At 62.0% G+C, this 18357-nt stretch carries 12 protein-coding genes and 1 pseudogene; 6 read left to right on the forward strand and 7 right to left on the reverse strand.

The genetic code is table 11. The features are described 5' to 3' along the window. Positions 1 to 139: 139 nt before the first annotated feature. Positions 140 to 1102 carry a sugar-binding protein gene (locus tag NKI85_RS35245; RefSeq protein ID WP_352525957.1) on the reverse strand — a complete coding sequence of 321 codons (963 nt, stop codon included), beginning with the start codon at positions 1100 to 1102 and terminating at the stop codon, positions 140 to 142. Positions 1103 to 1709: 607 nt separating this feature from the next. Here NKI85_RS35245 and NKI85_RS35250 point away from each other — a divergent pair. Continuing rightward, the gene (locus NKI85_RS35250; protein ID WP_352525955.1) at positions 1710 to 2816 is read left to right on the forward strand and encodes a LacI family DNA-binding transcriptional regulator; all 1107 of its coding nucleotides are present in this window, start codon (positions 1710 to 1712) and stop codon (positions 2814 to 2816) included. 70 nt (positions 2817 to 2886) lie between these two features. Continuing rightward, the gene (locus NKI85_RS35255; RefSeq protein ID WP_352525953.1) at positions 2887 to 4029 is read left to right on the forward strand and encodes an alpha-hydroxy acid oxidase; all 1143 of its coding nucleotides are present in this window, start codon (positions 2887 to 2889) and stop codon (positions 4027 to 4029) included. 41 nt (positions 4030 to 4070) lie between these two features. Here NKI85_RS35255 and NKI85_RS35260 read toward each other — a convergent pair whose 3' ends face one another. The 3 genes from NKI85_RS35260 to NKI85_RS35270 all read right to left on the reverse strand — a co-directional run bounded on the left by NKI85_RS35260 (position 4071) and on the right by NKI85_RS35270 (position 6900). Then, positions 4071 to 4385, reverse strand: coding sequence for an antibiotic biosynthesis monooxygenase family protein (locus tag NKI85_RS35260; RefSeq protein ID WP_352525951.1), 315 nt, complete (start codon positions 4383 to 4385; stop codon positions 4071 to 4073). 1125 nt (positions 4386 to 5510) lie between these two features. After that, positions 5511 to 5984 carry a methyltransferase family protein gene (locus NKI85_RS35265; protein ID WP_352525950.1) on the reverse strand — a complete coding sequence of 158 codons (474 nt, stop codon included), beginning with the start codon at positions 5982 to 5984 and terminating at the stop codon, positions 5511 to 5513. 22 nt (positions 5985 to 6006) lie between these two features. Next, on the reverse strand, positions 6007 to 6900 hold the full coding sequence (locus tag NKI85_RS35270) for an NAD(P)/FAD-dependent oxidoreductase (protein WP_352525948.1): 894 nt from the start codon (positions 6898 to 6900) through the stop codon (positions 6007 to 6009). A gap of 107 nt (positions 6901 to 7007) precedes the next feature. Here NKI85_RS35270 and NKI85_RS35275 point away from each other — a divergent pair, with 107 nt between their 5' ends. The 4 genes and pseudogenes from NKI85_RS35275 (at position 7008) to NKI85_RS35290 (ending at position 10183) form a co-directional block, all read left to right on the forward strand. Next, positions 7008 to 7655, forward strand: a complete 648-nt coding sequence (locus tag NKI85_RS35275) for a TetR/AcrR family transcriptional regulator (protein ID WP_352525946.1) — start codon at positions 7008 to 7010, stop codon at positions 7653 to 7655. A 10-nt stretch (positions 7656 to 7665) separates the two neighbouring features. After that, positions 7666 to 7761, forward strand: a pseudogene (locus NKI85_RS35280) (IS3 family transposase); the annotation flags it as partial. 584 nt (positions 7762 to 8345) lie between these two features. Continuing rightward, positions 8346 to 9653 (forward strand): tyrosine-type recombinase/integrase, encoded by a 1308-nt coding sequence (locus tag NKI85_RS35285; RefSeq protein ID WP_352780427.1) that lies wholly within the window; start codon positions 8346 to 8348, stop codon positions 9651 to 9653. A gap of 32 nt (positions 9654 to 9685) precedes the next feature. Continuing rightward, complete coding sequence (locus NKI85_RS35290; protein ID WP_352780428.1) at positions 9686 to 10183, forward strand: hypothetical protein; 498 nt, start codon at positions 9686 to 9688, stop codon at positions 10181 to 10183. Positions 10184 to 10881: 698 nt separating this feature from the next. Here the strand turns inward: NKI85_RS35290 and NKI85_RS35295 are convergent. The 3 genes from NKI85_RS35295 to NKI85_RS35305 all read right to left on the reverse strand — a co-directional run bounded on the left by NKI85_RS35295 (position 10882) and on the right by NKI85_RS35305 (position 17692). Beyond that, entirely contained in the window at positions 10882 to 11184 is a 303-nt protein-coding gene (locus NKI85_RS35295; protein ID WP_352780429.1) for a hypothetical protein, read from the reverse strand. A 281-nt stretch (positions 11185 to 11465) separates the two neighbouring features. Then, the gene (locus tag NKI85_RS35300) at positions 11466 to 12260 is read right to left on the reverse strand and encodes a class I SAM-dependent methyltransferase (RefSeq protein WP_352780430.1); all 795 of its coding nucleotides are present in this window, start codon (positions 12258 to 12260) and stop codon (positions 11466 to 11468) included. Positions 12261 to 12592: 332 nt separating this feature from the next. Further along, positions 12593 to 17692, reverse strand: a complete 5100-nt coding sequence (locus tag NKI85_RS35305; RefSeq protein ID WP_352780431.1) for a RecQ family ATP-dependent DNA helicase — start codon at positions 17690 to 17692, stop codon at positions 12593 to 12595. Positions 17693 to 18357 lie beyond the last annotated feature (665 nt).

Genomic DNA, 18357 nt, shown 5'->3' on the forward strand with positions numbered 1-18357 from the left:
CCCACACCCCGCAAACCCACATTTCTGCGTGTCGGGGGGGCGCGGATTTGTTTATAAGACACAGCTGCGGGCCCTCGCACGGCGCGTAAATATAAGCGCCGGCTCTGGGCGGACCCTGAGCCGGCGCAACTTATTTCGCTCACTTTCCAGACATCGCCTTGAGGTTGGCGGCGTAGGTGTCGACATCGTCCTTGCCGATGATCTTGGTCGGCACGATGATCAGCCCGTCGGCGGGAACGCCCGACTTGTCGCCCTCGAGATAGGCGGCCATCAGCTTCATGCCCTTGTAGGCCCATTCGAAAGGCTGCTGCACGACGGTGGCGGCGACGGTGCCTTCCTTGACGCCGCCCAGCGTGATCGGATCGTCGTCGAAACCGACGACGGTGATCTGGCCGAGCTTGCCGGCATCGCGCAGCGCTTCATAGATGCGCGGCGTGTTGTAGGAATAGAAGCCGACCATGCAGGTGACGTCGGGGCTGGCGACCAGCGCGTCCTCGACGTTCTTCTTGGCGCGGGCCTGGTCAATGTCGTCGCCACGCACGTCTACCAGCTCGATCTTGGTGCCGGCGAGGCCGTCCTTCATGCCCTGGATGCGCTCCTTGGCATTGTCGGCGCCGAGCAGGCCAACGAAGCCGAGGCACTTGCCGCCGTCGGGCATTGCCTTCTTGGCGATCTCGGCCGCCTGCTTGCCGGCATCGACATTGGACGAGCCGATATAGGCGACACGCTTGGTCTGCGGCGCGTCGCTATCGGTGGTGAACAATGCCGTCTCCGAGGCGATCTTGTTCAGCCCGTCGGTCGACGTCTTGGGGTCCACCGCCGAAACCATGATCCCCTTCACGCCGGCCGTCACCAGATCGTCCATCAGGCGCTGCTGTATGGCGACCGAGGACTGTTCCGGATATTTGAGCTCCAGATTATAGTTGGGCAGTTCGCCTTGAGCCTTCTTGACGCCGGCTTCGGCCGCCTTCCAGAAATCGGAAGCGCCGTTGACGACGAAGGCCAGCGTCGGCTTGTCGTCGGCGCGCGCAATTGCCGTGACGGACAGGCCGAGCAGCAGGGCCGCGGCGGCGACGGACGTATTTCGTATCACAGATTTCATGTTCAACCTCCCATTTGAATCAGTCGTGTCGCTGATGTGAATTTGCGGATTGCGGCTTGGACGCCCCTCCTCCTCAAGGGTTCCGGCAGCGAAAGAACGGCGCCAATCCAGCCACGATCCAAACTCTAGACACTCGTTTGCGGTTAGTAAATAGTCCGATTTGTCTGACATTTTCGTGATTGCGCGACGCATTTACGCCGGCCCGAGAGCCGCCAGACATCGCGTCGCACGCTCGATTTGCCGCGCCCAGCATGATCCATGCCGGGCATGACAAATTGACTTTAGAACGTCGCGAGTTATTAGTAAACAGTATTAGTTTCTTGGTTGGAACGTCGCTTGCCATGAGCGGCAAGGCCTTGGCCGCCGCGTGGAGCAGAGAGACGCCAGGGGATCGAGCGGACCGTCGATGGCTTGCGCAGCGGCAGAAATCCGCGAGAAATCAAGCTTTGTGGCGAGATTGTCGTTTGCGCCGCCGTATGGCGGGCGATGGGATTCGATTGATAATAATGATAAATTTGATTTCCGTTTATAAACGCGGCATGTCGGACCGGCTTGCCGCTCGCGACGAGATCCGGTTAGACGGGCCGGGGGTGGGAAACATGAAACCATGAGCGAACCGACGGATCTCAGCGATCCCGATGTCTCCAGGCGGCGCAAGCCGTCGGGGAAAAACCCCAAGGGCCGTGTCACCATGACCGACATCGCCAGGGCCGCCGGCTGCTCGCAGGCGACGGTTTCGTTCGTCCTCAACAACACGCCGGGCATCAGGCTGTCGCAGCAAACCCGCGAGCGGGTGATCGAGGCGGCGCGGGCTCTCGGTTACGCGCCGCCGGTGTTTTCCGCCTTGCGAGCCCCTGTTGCCTCATTCGAAGGGCTGGACGGGGTAATCGGCTTTGCCGTCGACCAACTGGCGACCAGCCCGGAGGCGGTCGTCGCCATTGAGGGGGCGCGGCAAGCCTCATGGAATGCCGGCAATGTGCTGCTGGTGGCGCAGACCATGGGCGACGAGGTCATGGAGCCCCGGGCCATTGCGGCGCTGACCAAGCGCGGCATTTCGGCGCTGATCTATATGACTATCTTCACCCGCGAGATCGTCGCGCCGGACTATCTCTACGGCCTCGACATGCCGGTCATCCTGCTCAATTGCTACACCGCCGACTATGCCTTACCCGCCGTGGTGCCGAGCGAGATCGCCGGCGGCCAGAGCTCCACCCGGCACCTGATCGGCCATGGCCACCGGCGCATCGCCACCATCACCGGCGAGCCCTGGATGCAAGCGGCGCAGGACCGGCTGAAGGGCTACCGCCGGGCGCTGGCGACGGCCGACATTCCGTTCGACCCGGCCCTGGTCATCGAAGGCGATTGGTCGGCGAGCGCCGGCTATGCCGCGACCGTCAAGCTGCTGGCGCTGAAGGACCGGCCGACTGCGATCTTTTGCCAGAACGATCGCACCGCGATCGGCTGCTACGAGGCGCTGAAGGAGGCCGGCCTGCACATCCCGCAAGATATTTCGGTGGTCGGCTATGACGACGAGGAGATCGCGCGGCATCTGTTCCCGCCGCTGACGACGTCGATCCTGCCGCATATGGCGATGGGGCAATGGGCGATCGAGCAGCTCGAAGTGCCGGCTCCGCCCGGTCGGGGACGGTATCCGATCACCAAGCTGGAGTGCCCGCTGGTGGAACGGGAGTCGGTGGGCGCCGTGGCGCGGTGAGGCGAGGCGGGCCGGCGATCGACAATTGCACAGGCTTGACATCGCGCCCGGCATAGACCCGATTGAGTCCATGAGATTGCAAAGCTGCTATAATTTTCACGACTTTCGCAGGCTGGCAAAACAGCGCCTGCCGGGGCCGATCTTCGACTATATCGATGGCGGCGCCGACGACGAGACGACGCTGCGGCGCAACACGGCCGCGTTCGAGGACTGCGATCTCGTCCCCAACGTGCTTGCCGGCGTCGGGCAGATCGACATGTCGGTCACCGTCATGGGCCAGAAACTGGCGATGCCGGTCTATTGCTCGCCAACGGCTCTCCAGCGGCTGTTTCACCACAGCGGAGAGCGTGCCGTCGCCGCGGCGGCGGAAAAATTCGGGACGATGTTCGGCGTCTCCTCGCTTGGCACGGTCAGCCTGGAAGAAGTCCGCAAGCACCGGATACCGCAGGTCTATCAGTTCTATTTCCACAAGGATCGCGGCCTGAACCGCGCCATGATGGAGCGCGCCAAGGCAGCCGGCGTCGAGGTGATGATGCTGACCGTCGACAGCGTCACCGGCGGAAACCGTGAGCGCGACCTGCGCACCGGCTTTTCCATCCCCTTTCGGCTTACGCCCGGCGGGATGATGCAGTTTGCGATCAAGCCGAGATGGGCCATCGACTATTTGGCGCACGAAAAATTCAGCCTGCCGCAGCTGGATGGGCATATCGATCTCGGCGGCGGAGCGCTTTCCATCAGCCGCTATTTCACCGAGATTCTCGATCCATCGCTGGATTGGAAGGACGTCGAAGAGATGGTGCGCTTCTGGAACGGCCAGTTTTGCCTAAAGGGAATCATGAGCGTTGCCGACGCGAGAAAGGCCGTCGACATCGGCTGCACCGGCATCGTTCTGTCAAATCATGGCGGCAGGCAGTTGGACGGCTCGCGCAGTCCCTTCGACCAGCTGTCGGAGATCGTCGACGCGGTGGGCGACAAGATCGACGTGATCATCGACAGCGGCGTCCAGCGCGGCACCCATGTCCTGAAAGCTCTGTCGCTGGGCGCCAAGGCCGTCGGCCTCGGGCGCTACTACCTCTTCCCGCTCGCAGCGGCCGGACAGGCCGGCGTCGAACGGGCGCTCGGCCTGATGCGAACCGAGATCGAACGCGGCATGCGGCTGATGGGCTGCAGGTCGGTGGCCGAGCTTTCGAGGGGGAATGTGCGGTTTCGGTGACGGGGCCGAGGCGGCGGGACGAGCCTTCCGACATGCAGATACTATATCGACCCGTTGCCGCTCCTGCCGCCCATCTCGAAGACGGCCTCGCCGGAAACAGCATCCGTATATCCGCCCTCCAGCTGCTGCAACGTGTGCCGGAACCGCTCAAGATTGCCTAGCATCTTGGGCCGTGCATCGACCATGTGCTGGAAAGTGTCCCACTCTCCAATCGAGAAGAAGGCGCCATCTCCAGATTTGATGAGAGCCATCTTCCGCAATCCCTCGAAATTGCGCGGGGCGCTGCTGAACAGTTCGACGAATTCATCTTCACTACCCGGCTTGACCTGGAAGCGGACGCTGTTGAATGCCGTCATGTACGTTCCCCCGTGAAAGACCTGAAGAACCTCGAATATGCGAAAGCCCTAAGGCACCTCAAACCCTTCGAACAAGTGTACAGGAAATCGGAAGGTTGGCTTCAGTCACCTCAGGCCGAACGCCTGTTTCTGGCGCTGTTTTGGCAGGAAGAGGACAACGCTCGATCTCATCGGCGCGCCCTTCTAACCAGCAATGAAACGCGCTGTTAACGCCGTTCGCGGGTGACAGGATGTTGGCCGCAGTTCGAAGGTGTAGTCTGCATCTCGCTGTCAGTTGCGGAGGCGGAAATGAATTTGCTTCGGATTGCGCTCTTGTGCACGGCCATGATCGACCTTGGAATGCCGGCTGTTCGCGCTGAGGATCGGCCTGTGCCGCCGAACAACAAAGCCGCAACAGCGCAGCCGCCCGTTCATTGTGAAGGCCAAAACTGTCTCCCGCCGGCGAACAATCCTGTGCAGGAATGCACCGGCCAAGATTGCACGCCAACTCCGCCGACAGAACCAGGTCCGGAGATTAAGCAGGCCGACTGAGTAGCATCAACGGACCATCCCTCTTTTAGAAGGGATGGTGCTCACTCCTCGCGACCTTCCGGCCGCCACCGGCGCCAGCATTCACGCTCGAGGCCGGCCTTACATGATTGCGCCAGGATCCCCCAGCCGCAATCCAAAACCTGGAGAACTGTCCCTAATTAGTGTCTCACCCACGAGGCGCAGTCCACTATGTCCCAGGGTCGGACATGGGTTTATTGGCGCCCCGCGCAGGACAAACATAACGAATATGTGTCGCCGTTTGTGCTACCCTAGAACCACCTGGGACCGCCGCCCTCCGTTCCTCATCGCCGCATTTCCGCGTGGACGCTATTGCTTAAGGGAAGATCTGGCCGGCGGCCGTCTGTCCGCTCTTGGTTACCGCTACTCCAAGAGCGGACGAGAGATGCTGATGCTGGCTTCGGCGTCTCTGGTTTTGGACACGCGCGTCTCCTCAGGCGCCGGGTGCACTGCGGGGTCAGCCGGCCAGTCGGTTTTCCGTGACACCGGCCCGCAACCTTCAGAATGTGATAGCTCGCGGCAAGGAAGCCGGTGCTGGTTTATCAGAACGCCCCGCAGGCGGCAGCGGCGGAATAGTCAGAGCCAGCGGCGAACCTCGGCCTTGTAGCGGCGGTAGTCGTCGCCGAACTTCGCTTCGAGATAGCGCTCCTCGCGGGCGATCACCTGCGTCTGGATCGCGATCAGCACCAACGGGAGCAAGGCGAACGCGATCGGCCCGTCGAAGCCGATCGCAAGGCCGGAATAGATAAGCGCCATGCCGAGATACATGGGATTGCGGGTCCACCGATAAGGACCGGTCGTTGCGATGAGGGTCGTTGGCTGCGACGGCGGAACGTTGGTGCCCAGCCGCCGGAACAGCCCCGCCGCCGCAAGCATCATCGCCGCGCCGGCAACGAACAGCAGCGCGCCCGTCGCGACCAGCAACCGCCAGTCGATGCCGAAAGAGCGGAGGGTGACGAACCGCTCCGCCGCCAGCCCCAACAGCAGCGCTCCCAGATAGAGGAAGGGCGGAGGGAAGCGCACACCCGCGCTGTCCGGTTCGACGGCCATGCTCATCCTCCAATCTGTGCTCTCAAACCAGCATCGACTGCTGGGCCGAGATACCCGCCAGCGCGCCGTGCGATATTGCCGTGGTGACCGAGGCCATGAGGGGGTTTGCGAGGTCGCCGGCGGCGTAGATGCCGGGCATGCTGGTTTCGCGGCGCTCGTCGACCTTGAGGGCGATGCCGAGGGGTGTATTGACCGTGGCGAGGCCCAGTGATTCATGCAGGCTTGCGGACGGCTTGTTGCGCGGATGCGCGAACAAGATGTCAACCGAGACATTGGGGCCGGTATCGAGCTTGACGGTGGCGCTATGGCCCCCGCGATGGGCGATCTCGATGATCCGGCCATCGACGACAGGTAAGTTGCGGCGCGCCAAATCGGCCCGGATATCAGGCGGAATGTCGTGACCATCGGTGAAGACCGTCAACCTGTCGGTCCAATCGTGGAACAGCCTGACCTGATTGTGCGACTGCGGGCCGGACCAGACGAGGCCCCAATGCTGGTCGGCGACTTCAAAGCCGTCGCAATAGGGGCAGGGCACGATGGACGTGCCCCATCCTTCGGCAAAGCCCGGAACATCAGGCATCTGGTCGACGACGCCATAGCTCAGGATCAGGCGGCGCGCCCCAAGGCTTTCGCCATCGCCAGTGACGACGGAGAAATCGTCGATGGCGCCGGAGATGCTGTCGGCCCGGGCATTGACCAGCCTAATCGTGGGATAGCGCGCCAGCTGCTGCCGCGCCTCGGCCAGGATGTCCAGCGGTGGCTTGTGATCGTGGCCGAGCAGGCCATGCGAGTGGCCGGCGAAGCGGTTGCGCGGCAGGCCGGTATCGAGAACGGTGACCTTCCGGCGGGCGCGGCCGAGCTGCAGCGCGGCGGCGAGACCTGCAAAGCTGCCGCCGATGATGATGACGTCATCCATGGTGATGGGCTCCGTGTTGTGGTTGGGCTGGGCCTGGCTTGCACATTTTAGACACTGCGTGGTATCGTAATTCAAGAATTAGGATACTGTCAAGGACTAGAATTACCGTGACCGAAATTAGCCAGGGCCGGCGCGGCCGGCCCGCCAACGAGGCGCTTGGCCAAACGATCGTCGACGCCGCGTTCGAACTCTTTGTGGAATTGGGTTTTCAAGCGACGACCTTGGACAAGGTCGCCCAGCGGGCGAAGATATCCAAGCTCAGCATCTATCGGCACTTCGAGAACAAGGAGGCCCTATTCGGCGCGGCCATCAAGGCCCACTGCCATCAGTTTGCACCACTGGCCCTTTCTGAACGCGTCGACGGTTCGGCCGAAGATCAGCTCATGGCGGTGGGAACATCCCTGCTTCGCACGCTGTTGAGCCCGGACGTCCGCAGTGTCGAAGCCATGATCATGGCCGACAAGACGAATCAAAAGTCGTTAAGCAAGCTCCATTACGAAGCCGGCCCCGCCTATGTCATCGCCCAAATCGAGGCCCTGTTGCGTCAGTTGCACGCGAAGGCGGTTCTGAACGCGCCCAATCCTCTCCGGTCCGCCCGCTTGTTTGCCGCGCTTATCAAAGGATCCGATCTCCTGATTATCGCACGCTTCGATCAGGCGAGAGCAGAGGACGACAACGAAATCGAATCCTATTGCCGGTCCGCCGTCGCCATGTTCGTCGCCGCGCACGGTGGCAACGACCACGCGGGCGGATAGCCTAGACGAGGATGCGTTCGACTATATCGAGCGCTTCTGCAACCCGAGGTGCCGACACTCGACACTGGGCTATCTGAGCCCCGTGGAATACAAAGAGGCAAGCTAACCTAGCCTAACCTCTTGTCCACCGAACCGGCAGCAGCTCAGTCCAAACCTCTACGCCTTGGGCGGTGTTCCAGGACCTGTGACCGGCGGCGTAACCGCTACAACCCCATTCGAGGCCTTAGTGCCGGCTTAGCAGACCGTCAGCTTTCGGGAAGTTGCAACGGTGGTCTGAATGGCGGAAATGGAGGCGCGAAGCGGCCAGATTCGAACTCGCATTCGGCCATTGGCCGCACAGCCTGTCGCGCCAGAGTACCGGGGGCGGCGCGAGCCGAGGAAACGGCGGCTGACGGCGGTATTTGGCGCGCCCGAAGAGATTCGAACTCCTGACCCCCAGATTCGTAGTCTAGGAAAAGCCATGCGCGAGAATATGCGCCGAAATGCGAGGACGTGCATATCTAATTGAATTTTCAACATTTTCCTTGTTCAATTTCGTGCGCAACTATGCGATAAAATGCAAGGCGGCGCGGGATTGACTTGCCCCCAGCTTGCCCCCGGCCCCTTGGGGGCAAATAAAGGGAAACCCAAGTGCGCATTCCCAAATCCCAAATCTGGGGGCCGAAATCAGGGGCGATGAAGGACAGGAAAATGACAAAACTCACCACTGATCTTCTTAAGAACGCCATGCCGGGCGCCGGCAAGAATCGCCTCGAATTGCGCGATGACGACGAACCGGGATTGCTATTCCGTGTCACCACAAGCGGCATGCGGTCGTGGTCGATCCGCTACGTCAACAATGCCGGTGAACACCGCCGAAAAACAATCGGCCCGTTCCCAAGCGTCGGCTTGGCAAAGGCACGTGGGTTGGCTCGCAAGATCAAGGGCGAAGTTGCCAGCAAGGTCGATATCGTCGGCGTGGAAAAGGAGGCCAAGGCCGATGCGCAGCGGAAGCACATGAACCGCCTCGCCGGCTTGGCTGACGCTTATTTCGCCGACGCCGCCCTCGGGCTGCACCGCGCCACAGTGAAGGCCAAACCGAAACGCCCGAGCACCCTTGCCGAGGAAAAGCGCGTCTATGAAAAGCTGGTCAAGCCGCAGTTCGGTGATACGCCGGTGGCCGATATCAAGCGCAAAGACATTGCCGATTTCGTTTCGAAGCAGACTCGCAAGGCGAAATCGACCGGACGGCATTGCCGCAACATCCTGCGCCAGCTTTTGAGCTATGCCGTTCACAAGGAACTAATCGACTACAATCCGGCTAACAGCATCGCCGTGGTGAATTCCGAGCCGCGCGACAGGGTGCTTTCCGACGAGGAATTGCGTAGCTTTTGGCGGGCATGCGAAAGGCCGGGACAGATCGAAGATCTGGTCCTATCCGAGGATATGGGCATTGCCTTACGCATGGCGCTGGTAACGCTTCAACGCGGCGGCGAGGTCGTCGGCATGCGCTGGATGGAGATCGACCGCAAGGCGCGCACATGGACGATTCCGGCGGCAAGGATGAAAGGCAAGAGACCGCATCTGGTGCCGCTTTCCGATCTTGCCCTGTCCCTGCTCGATGAGGCCGAGGAGATGATTGGCGGCAAGGAATTCGTGTTTCAGTCACCCCGATCTCACGACGAGGTGCCGATGGACCGGCGGGCATTCACGCGCGCAATGAACCGGATCGTGACGGCGCTAAAATTTCCGCGTGCGACGCCGCATGACTTTCGCAGAAGCGGTGCGACCGCCATTACCGGCGAGCGGATCGGCATTCCGCGCTTTATCGTCAGCCAAGTCATCGCCCATGCCGCTGACACCGGCGGCGCGGCGGCTGTAACCGGCATGCATTACGATCTAAACGATTACCTGCCGGATAAGAGGCGCGCGCTCGGCGCATGGGCGAACCTGTTGCAGGCGATCATCGACGGCAAGGAACGGCCCGACAACGTGGTGCCGCTGGCACAAGCCGGGTGACGATTCGGGCTTGGCATGGCATTGTTCCAGCCATGGCCTCGCCGTCGCAAACGAAGCTCCGCCCGACCGTCGTCCCCAACCCGTTCTACAGCCGCGCCCATCGCGAGGACGCGAGCAACCCGCGCACGATCCCGGCCGCCGTCAATGTCCGCGAAAGCGCGATCACGACGCTTGCCGCGCGCGGTGCGCTCGACGCCGCGCAGATAAAGGCGGCCGAGCGGTTCCGCGCGCTATGGGAGGCCATGGCCGGCAAAGCCCTCTCCTCGATCGATCCGGCTCGAGTCGTCGTGGATGGTGGCAAAATGCCGGACGGCATCAGCCAGCGGCAGATCGCAGCCGGGGAGGAATTGAGGAAATGCCGGTCGCTGCTCGGCGACCGCGGCTATCGGCTCGTGGCGCTTGTTTGCGGTCAGGGGATGGCCTTACACGAGATCACGGCCGGGAAGCGCGAACGGCTGACGGCGGCCGACATGCTGCGCATGTGCCTGGACGATCTCGCCGGCATGTGGCACTTGGCGACGCGGCGGTAATGGCCCCGCTTTGCCGCAGAGCGCGCCGCCTAGCCAGCGGCATCGGCATCACCGATTATGGGGGAGAGCTGCGGGCGGGGGCAGAAATGATGAGATTGGCAAAAAACATTATTGCTGCGGTTATCCTAGCTGCCGTGTCAGGTGCTCAAGCTCAGGAGTGGCAAACGCTGTCTGGTATGACTTCCGCCAAGCTCGCTGCGGCGGGATGGCAGCAAAGCGGAGCCGCAGGGCTTTCATGGCCAGATGGCCGGCAGGCTGTGGTTTCGTACTGGTGGACGTCGACACAGGGCGACCGGCTGACGATGCGTTGCGTTGATTACTTCAACTCCGACATGCAGGGTACCGGAAGCTCGTGCTACCAAGCAGCTAAATAAATCGGCAACCACCCAAAGCCAGTTCGCGCCCGGACCGGGAATGGAAATCGCCGCGCTTTCCCGCCTGTCAGGCCCGTCAGGGCGCGCGGCGGGCTTGGGCGCGGAAAGTACCGGGCGGCGGAAATGCCCGCCTGTGGGGCGCGGATACACGCCTACTTTGGTGGACGGCAGACCTTCGTTCCGGCAAAGCTCCGAATCGCGGGGCGCTTTGGCAATCCGCAGGGTCGGCGGGTTCAGGCAACGCCCATCGAAAGATGGGCCGCCGACCTCTTTTCGGGACGGCTACCGGGCGGAGAAGGCTTTGCCCTTCCCACTGCTTCCGGTTCAGCGACTAGGTGGCGGCGCGAACTCGGACCATCCGAACCGACAGCGAAGCGCGAACATGACCGCCCGCAACGCGGTGCCGTCATTACCGCCGGCAATGCGCCACAGATGGCCGACGAGTCTGGCTTCGACTGTTGCCGCGCCTCGATCCAGTTCGCGCCGGTAATGCTTTCGCAACGTAGGCAGGGTGATCGCGAGCGCAGTGGCGATCTCGGCCTGCGAAACCGCGATTCCGGCCAGCGCCTCGACGAAACGCCGGCTGGTTTCGGTGGGCTCATGCGCAGGGCGGCCGCGATTTTTCATGACATAGGAAAAAAATTCTCCGCGTGGGAGCCCCGCAGGCCCGCCGGCACGCGGACTCGGCAAGTTTTCAACCGCCCCCGTCATGCCAAACTACCGTCTAGGGTGGAATGTTGCCATCCTTCTCGTCAATCGGAATGAGCAGGTAGCGCCATTTCGCGACATTCATGGCGCTTCTCAAAAGCTGCCCTTCACGCAGCGGCTTGAGTCGACCCGTTCCGGTCGCTGAGTTTCGAGCACACAACGGCACAAGTTGGAACGCACAGCGGTCATGCGCGCAGCCGTTATCGTCGCCCGCTGGCCAACCTGTATTCGACTTCCACCTCGATGGGGCCGCCGGTGTCTCCGAGGTCGCGCCGTACTTCCTCGCGCACGGCTCTGCGCGCCTCCACAGAAAGCGAGACCAATGCTTGCCCAGGCGATCCCGCACCTTCCTCAAAGGGCTCGAAGTATACGTCAAAGGAAGGCAACACGAAGCGATGCGTCTCGGTGGTGATCTCCACGTCCCGGAAATCCGCAGCCTCGAACAGGGACCTCAATTTCATTTCATCGCCAAGCGAAAACACGCGGGCAGCGGCCGCCGCCAACGACGGCACATGCCGTGCAACGGCGAGGTTGATGCGATTGTTATAGGACCGTTCTGGCACGGTGTTGACCGAAACTGCGGCGCGCCCACCGGGACGAAGTACGCGACGAAACTCGGCAAGCCCGCGCAACGGGTCGGGAAAGAACATCAGTCCGAGACTGCACACGACCGCATCGAAGCTTTCGTCGGGAAATGAAAGTGCCTGGCCATCCTCGACCGGTACCGACGCGTTTTTTTGCGTGCCAAGGCGTCCGCGCGACTTCTCGACCATTGCGGGCGACACGTCGGCGGCAGTGACGTGGCCGGTTGGGCCAACGATATTTAGGGCCGCTTCGGCTGCGAGACCTGTGCCTGCGGCGATGTCGAGGACGCGCATATCCGGCGCGATGTGAGCCGCGCGAAGTAGGTAGGGTACGAAGTGTGTCGTGACGTGCGCGAAGGCGCGGTCGTAACCGGCCGCAGCTTCATCCTTGTATGTCAGTTCTTCGGCCACTTGGGCGTGTCCATTTGATCGGCGGTCCGACACTAGGCTAGGACAACGCCGAAGGCTACTCTTGGGATTTGGATGTCCGTTCTTGGGGCGCTCTTTATCCGTTTGGATCGACGGCCAGTAACGTGAACTCCCCCACCCGATTGACACGTAGAACGCCCCATCGCGGTATAATCCAAGCCAATGCCCCGGCCGGCTCGATCGCGCCACGAGCGGCCATACGTACAGTGGTCATTGAACGACCAAAATGCATGGGCCGAAAAGCAGACTGGCAGCTTCCAGCGTTGCGGCGCGCGAAGCAGATTTTCAGGCTGAAAACGCTAAAAGTCTCACCATCAGCCGAATACGAGCTCGGGTACGATCGCTTCCCAGACATCTCGATGAAGGTGCGCCCGGAACTCTTCCTGATTGTCGGACTTGCGCCAGCGCACGATTCCGCCGACCTCGCCGCGCACGAAGCTGAGGCCTTGGGGAGGCGACCAGCTTTTGGCCATTCGTCCGAGTGCTTGCCCCTGCTCATCCTGCAGCATCCAGGACGGGCCATCGCGCACGATGTGGATTGGGTCTCCCACTTTTGCGGCCGAGATGGCGGCCAGCGAGAGATGACCCGGCCTAAGACGCCCCGCCCATGACAGGTCGACGGTCTTTAGGTTCGGCACCTGGTACAGCGCAGTCGGAAGAGCGACGTCAGCGCCGATGGTTGGCGCGGCTCGGCGCAGCACATGCTCTGCGCCCTGCGAGGCGAATGGATGGCTTCCGTCCGCGATAATGGCTAGGCTGCGTCGCGCTCGGGTCATAGCAACATAGAACAGGCGGCGCGGCGCATCGGGATCCTCGCCTTTGGAAGGCCTGTCCCACCCGCCATTCAGGATGACGACATCATCGAACTCCAGACCTTTGGATCGATGCGCCGTCAGGAGTAGCAGTGCGCGCTGATCGCTGCGCGCATCATTGGCCCATTCAGCGAACCATTCGACAAGGTCCGGCACGGTCATGGTCTTGTTCGCAAGCTCTTTCGCCAGCGCGGCGATGCCTTCGGCGATTAGGTCCGTCCAGCGGTTGGACGGTATCGCGTTCAGCACATTGACCAAATTTTGGATGGTCAGTAGACGGGTAGCATCGCGGCGCAGGGCGTCAATGAAATACTGCATCTCGCGGAGACGCCAGATGCTGGGCAGGCTCTCGTTTGCCATCTCCACCGGAACGCCAAGCGTTTCAGCATAGGCCCGCACCGGAGCCAGCCGACGCCAGTCGCGCGCGATGATCGCGGCCCGGGCCCAGCTCCACTCCGGGTCACAGCGCGACAGCCGGACGAGTTCATCCACTGCGACCATCGCCTGCACCACATCACCGGATGGACAGTCCAGCACCTGCACCCGCCCTTGGGCCACCGGATCGAGCGCCGCCATCTCGCCACCGGGCGGCGTCTTGCTGCGCTTGCGATCGATGGCAATGTCGTGACCGGCCTTCATGCGGTCAGCGGCTGGCGCAATGATTGTGTTGGCCACCGCGATGATATGTCCGGTCGAGCGGTAGTTCTCAATCAGGAACTTCGGTCGTGCACTGTAGTCGGCCTCGAACTGGCGGATGAAGCGGATGGACGCACCGGAGAAGGCGTAGATGTTCTGGTCGTCATCGCCCACCGCAAAAAGGCTGAGTTGAAGCTCCCTATCGCCCAGTGAGCGGCCCGCGACGGCGGAGATCAGTGCGTATTCCTCAGGGCCGATATCCTGGTACTCGTCCACCAGAATCCAGCGATAGCCCTGGATCAGCGTTTCGCGTTGCGCCTCTGCCTCGAGCTTGCTGAGGCCTTCGCCGTTCAGCTGGCGCACAGCTTCCATGACGACCCCGTCGAAGTCATGCGACTCGCTCGCCGCGCCGGCAAAGCTGGCTCCCACCAGTCGCATGGCGAGGGCGTGGCAGGTGGATATGGTCACCGCATTTGCATCATCGCCGATCAGGTGCCGCAGCCGGATACTGATCTCGGCGGCGGCATGACGATTGTAGGTCAGCACGAGGATGCCGCGCGGATCCTCGCGTCGGACACGGATCAGGTAAGCGATGCGGTGCACCAGAACGCGCGACTTGCCCGACCCCGGTCCTGCCAGGACCAATACACTGGACTTTTCGTCATCGTCCTTGACGATCTCTTGCTGAACCGGATTGTCCAGCCCCTCCACGATGGCCTTCCACGAGGTACTGGTGGTTTGACGCCGGATCTCGCCGCCCTTGCCGGGCATCCAACGCCGCAGGAAGGCGTCGCGTTCCAGCACGAAGTAGTCCTCGGACAGCCGCAGCGCCTGATCCATCGCGGCAAGACCCTTTTCGGCATACGCCGCCATCACATGGGTCTGGATCGTCTGCTCGGCGTAGTGTTCTTCGAGGGGTACAAAATCCTTCACTGTAAACAGGCCGCCCGAAGGGTTCAGATGGAGCGTCATTGCCTGCCGGAAGATCGTCAGCCCCTTACCCAGCGTCACCACCCCCTGCTCGTGCAGCCACAGAAGTGCGCGGTCCATCAGCTTGGTCATGTCCTGAATGCCGCTGCCGCGCAGCAGGGCGTCTGCGGTCAGGGTGGCGAGCAGATCGCCCATCGTGGTTTCGACCTGGATGTCTTTACCGCGGCTGCCCTTCGGCAGCTTCTCCAGAAGATGCCTCAGCAACAGTTCTGCACCCTGCCGCCGCAAGCTTGCCGTCTGTTCCAGTGCCTGCCAAGTCCGTTGCAGCGTCACCATCAATGTGTTGCGCGAAGCCTTGCGCAGGCGCAGATTGCCCTTGCCACCATCCTGATCGCGCCCGTCACGGCCCATGCTGCGCAGCAGCTTTTCCACGATGTCGGGTCGAACTGCGCTGTGCCCCTGATTGCGGAGCGCCTGACAGGTTTCGGGCAGATGCAGGGGAATGCCTCCGGCACCTTCGGCATCGGGGGCGGCCTCGCGCATCAGGGTGATCAGCGCGGTTTCAAGCTGTGCGGCCTGCGCCAGCCGCTGCTGCGAATGCCCCTCGACGGCAACATGGACAAAGACCGTGACCGCCACGTCGTTGCGGGCGATCCCGAGCGCCTCGAGATCGGCTATTGCCTTGATTAGCATGCCGCCCGTCAAACCGCTGACCCCGGCCAGCTCATCGGTGGAAATGCCCTGATCGGGGGGCGCATTCATCAGGTGGCGGGTGATATCCAGAAGCTGCTTGCGCCGGGTGCCTGTGATCGCGGCCCTGGCCAAGATCGCCTCGACTTCCTCCAGGTTGCGGATCCTGAGGGATGAGGGGAAGACCTGAACCCGGTTCTCCTCGCGGCTCAGGAGCGTCGCCCCTTCCAGCCAGGACACGGCGGTTTTCACCCTGGTGTCGTCGGTGGTGCTGTCGCGCTCAAACTCCTGATCGCGTTCGGCTCGCACGACTTCCCCCGACGTGGCGACCACGGTGCCGGTCTTCTTCATCCGGTCGTCCAGCCTCCGCAGGGCCTTGAGGATGGCGCCGATTTCGTGCCGGGCCAGGCGCGAGCGGGCCGAAAGCGAGAACTGCCGCTCCACATCCTCGGCGGCGAACAGCAGGACGCAATTGGCATGGGCGCGGTCGCGGCCGGCTCGCCCGGCTTCCTGCAGATAGTTCTCCAATGAACCCGGAACGTCGCCATGCACCACCAGCCGGATATCGGGCTTGTCGATCCCCATGCCGAAAGCATTGGTCGCGGCGATGATCCGCAGCTCCCCGATGCGAAATTGTTCCTGGATATCGCGCTTTTCCTCGGGCGTCAGCCCAGCGTGGAACCGTTCCGCCGACAGACCCTGCTGCTTGAGGAAATCGGCGACGCGTTGCGTCTCGCTGCGGGTGGCGCAATAGACTACGGCACCCGAAGCGCCATCCTGTGGCAGTTTTGCCTCGATCACATCGAGGATATCGGCCAGCTTGGTACCGCGCTGAGTGGGCCGGACTTCAAAGCTCAGATTTGTGCGCACCGCGCCGCCGTCCAGCAGCATCAGTTCGCGCTCCAGACGTGACTGGAAATGGTCGCGGATGTCGCGCACCACTTCGGGCTTGGCGGTGGCCGTCAGGCAGAGCACCGGAGCAGGCGCTTCATCGCCGGAGGATTCCTTGATAAAGCGGCTGACATAGCGGTAGTCGGGCCGGAAATCGTGGCCCCATTTCGACACGCAATGCGCCTCGTCCAGCACCCAGAGTCCGATTTCACGCTGTGCTAGGACCGAGCGGACCGAGTTGCTGCGCAATTGCTCGGGGGAGATCAGCAGCATTGCCGCCTCGCCCATACGCACACGGTCCAGCGCATCCTGCCGCTCGGGCATCGAGAGCATTCCATTGACGGTGACAGCCGAGGAAATGCCGGCCCGCGTCATGCCCTGCACTTGATCGGCCATCAGCGCGACCAGCGGAGAGATCACCACTGTCAGCGCGCCAGTCTTGTCGAATTTCGACAGGGCGGGGATCTGGTAGCAGACCGATTTGCCGGTGCCGGTGGGCAGAATCCCGAGGATGCTGGCCCCGCGCATCGCCTCATCGACGATTCGCTCTTGCAGGGGGCGGCCCATGTCGTCCACCGGCTGCGCGCGGAAGGCATCGAACCCGAACCAGCGCGACAGCGCGCGGATCGGGTCGTTCTTCTCGCTGCACCAGGCGCATTCCGGGCTTTCGCAATCGGTGTCGCGCAGATGCCGCACGATCAGTGCCGCCTCGCGGAACTGCGCCCGCACCCAGGGCGGCATGACGGAATCTCCGCCCGCAACCAGGATCCAGGACAAAGCATAGGCCATGGGCCATCCGAGTTGCGGGCTCGAAAGGCGGTTCAGCGTCTGCTCGACCCGCCTCTCGCAGGCGCGCCCCGCTAGCAGCCGGGAAATCGCTTGCCTCGCCGCAGAAGGGTCGGGCGCCGGAGCCTCCCGGACCTCTTGGAACACCGCGTCGAACCCGCCTGGGGTTTCCATCCTCGTGGTGAGAAAATGAAATGCCGCCAACGCATCGGGCTGGTCGGCATTCTGCTTCGTCAAGGCTGCTAACTGATTGCGCAGCACCTGGAACACCAGCCGCGCGTCCATTTCCGGGTCGTTGACATGACCAGCTTGTAAGCGACCGTCGTGATAGTGCTTGACCAGGTGATGGTAGGGGTTGCGCGGAAACGCGAGAGGGTTGAGCCACAAGGTATCGATCGGTGATCGAAAAAGATTTGCCAACCGAGGTCGCGCCGCGACCAGATGAGGCAAGTCATGCCGGATGATGTTATGGCCGATCAGATGCGCGGCCTCGGCCAACTCTGCTTCCAGACGATCAAGGGCCGCTACGAAATCGCGCTTCTTCGACACGATTGGGGGACGATCATCGTCGTGCACCGCTGCAAAACCAAAAACTGTAGCGGTTGCAACGTCCACTTCCAGATCGACCGAAACGCAACGCCGCAGGAAGGTTTGAAAAGGCTCAGTCATACTGCAGCGATGTTAATTCGCGGAATGTCAGCGATCATGGCCGCGCGCCCGACAAAAGGTCAACGTTCAACATGTGCCCCGACCTTTGCCCGACAGCCACCTATCCAGGTCAGTACATAACACGACACCGTAACCGCCGAGTTATCGACTAATCATGATCATGCGTCACAGAGGATAACGTGAGCGCTCAGGCGAGCAAAGAAGTGAAGTGGGTTATTGTCCCAAGCTACTTCGACGCGAGCGTACCCTTCTGGGTGCAGAGATGATGGCCTTTGTTGGCGGCACTTTGGTCGTGCCGTTTAGCACCATTGATGGTCCGCTTCTGGAGGAGGGGCAGGGCCGTGGAATGACAGGCATGCGGCGCTTAGCCGCCATTCGGTCGTGAACTCACCCATGTCCGCAGCGGGTCACGAGTGCTGGTTCCGGCCAATGTCGGCTTTCAAGAAGAGAATTCGGCTCCGGAAGGTCGCGTTTGGGTCAGATCGCGTCATGCGACGCTCGCAACTGATCGACTGCAAGGGGTCGGAACTCGGTCGTTTTAGAGTGATTTGGGTTTTGGCGGCTAGCCTGAATATCTCAAGGTAAGGGGTGCATCGGCCCCAAGAATCTGAGAAACTTCTTTTGTGACAAAGAGTTACCAGATTCAGGAACGGGGTCCGATGCAC

Source organism: Mesorhizobium sp. M0571 (assembly GCF_040320985.1).
In the GTDB taxonomy this organism is placed as follows: Bacteria; Pseudomonadota; Alphaproteobacteria; order Rhizobiales; family Rhizobiaceae; genus Mesorhizobium.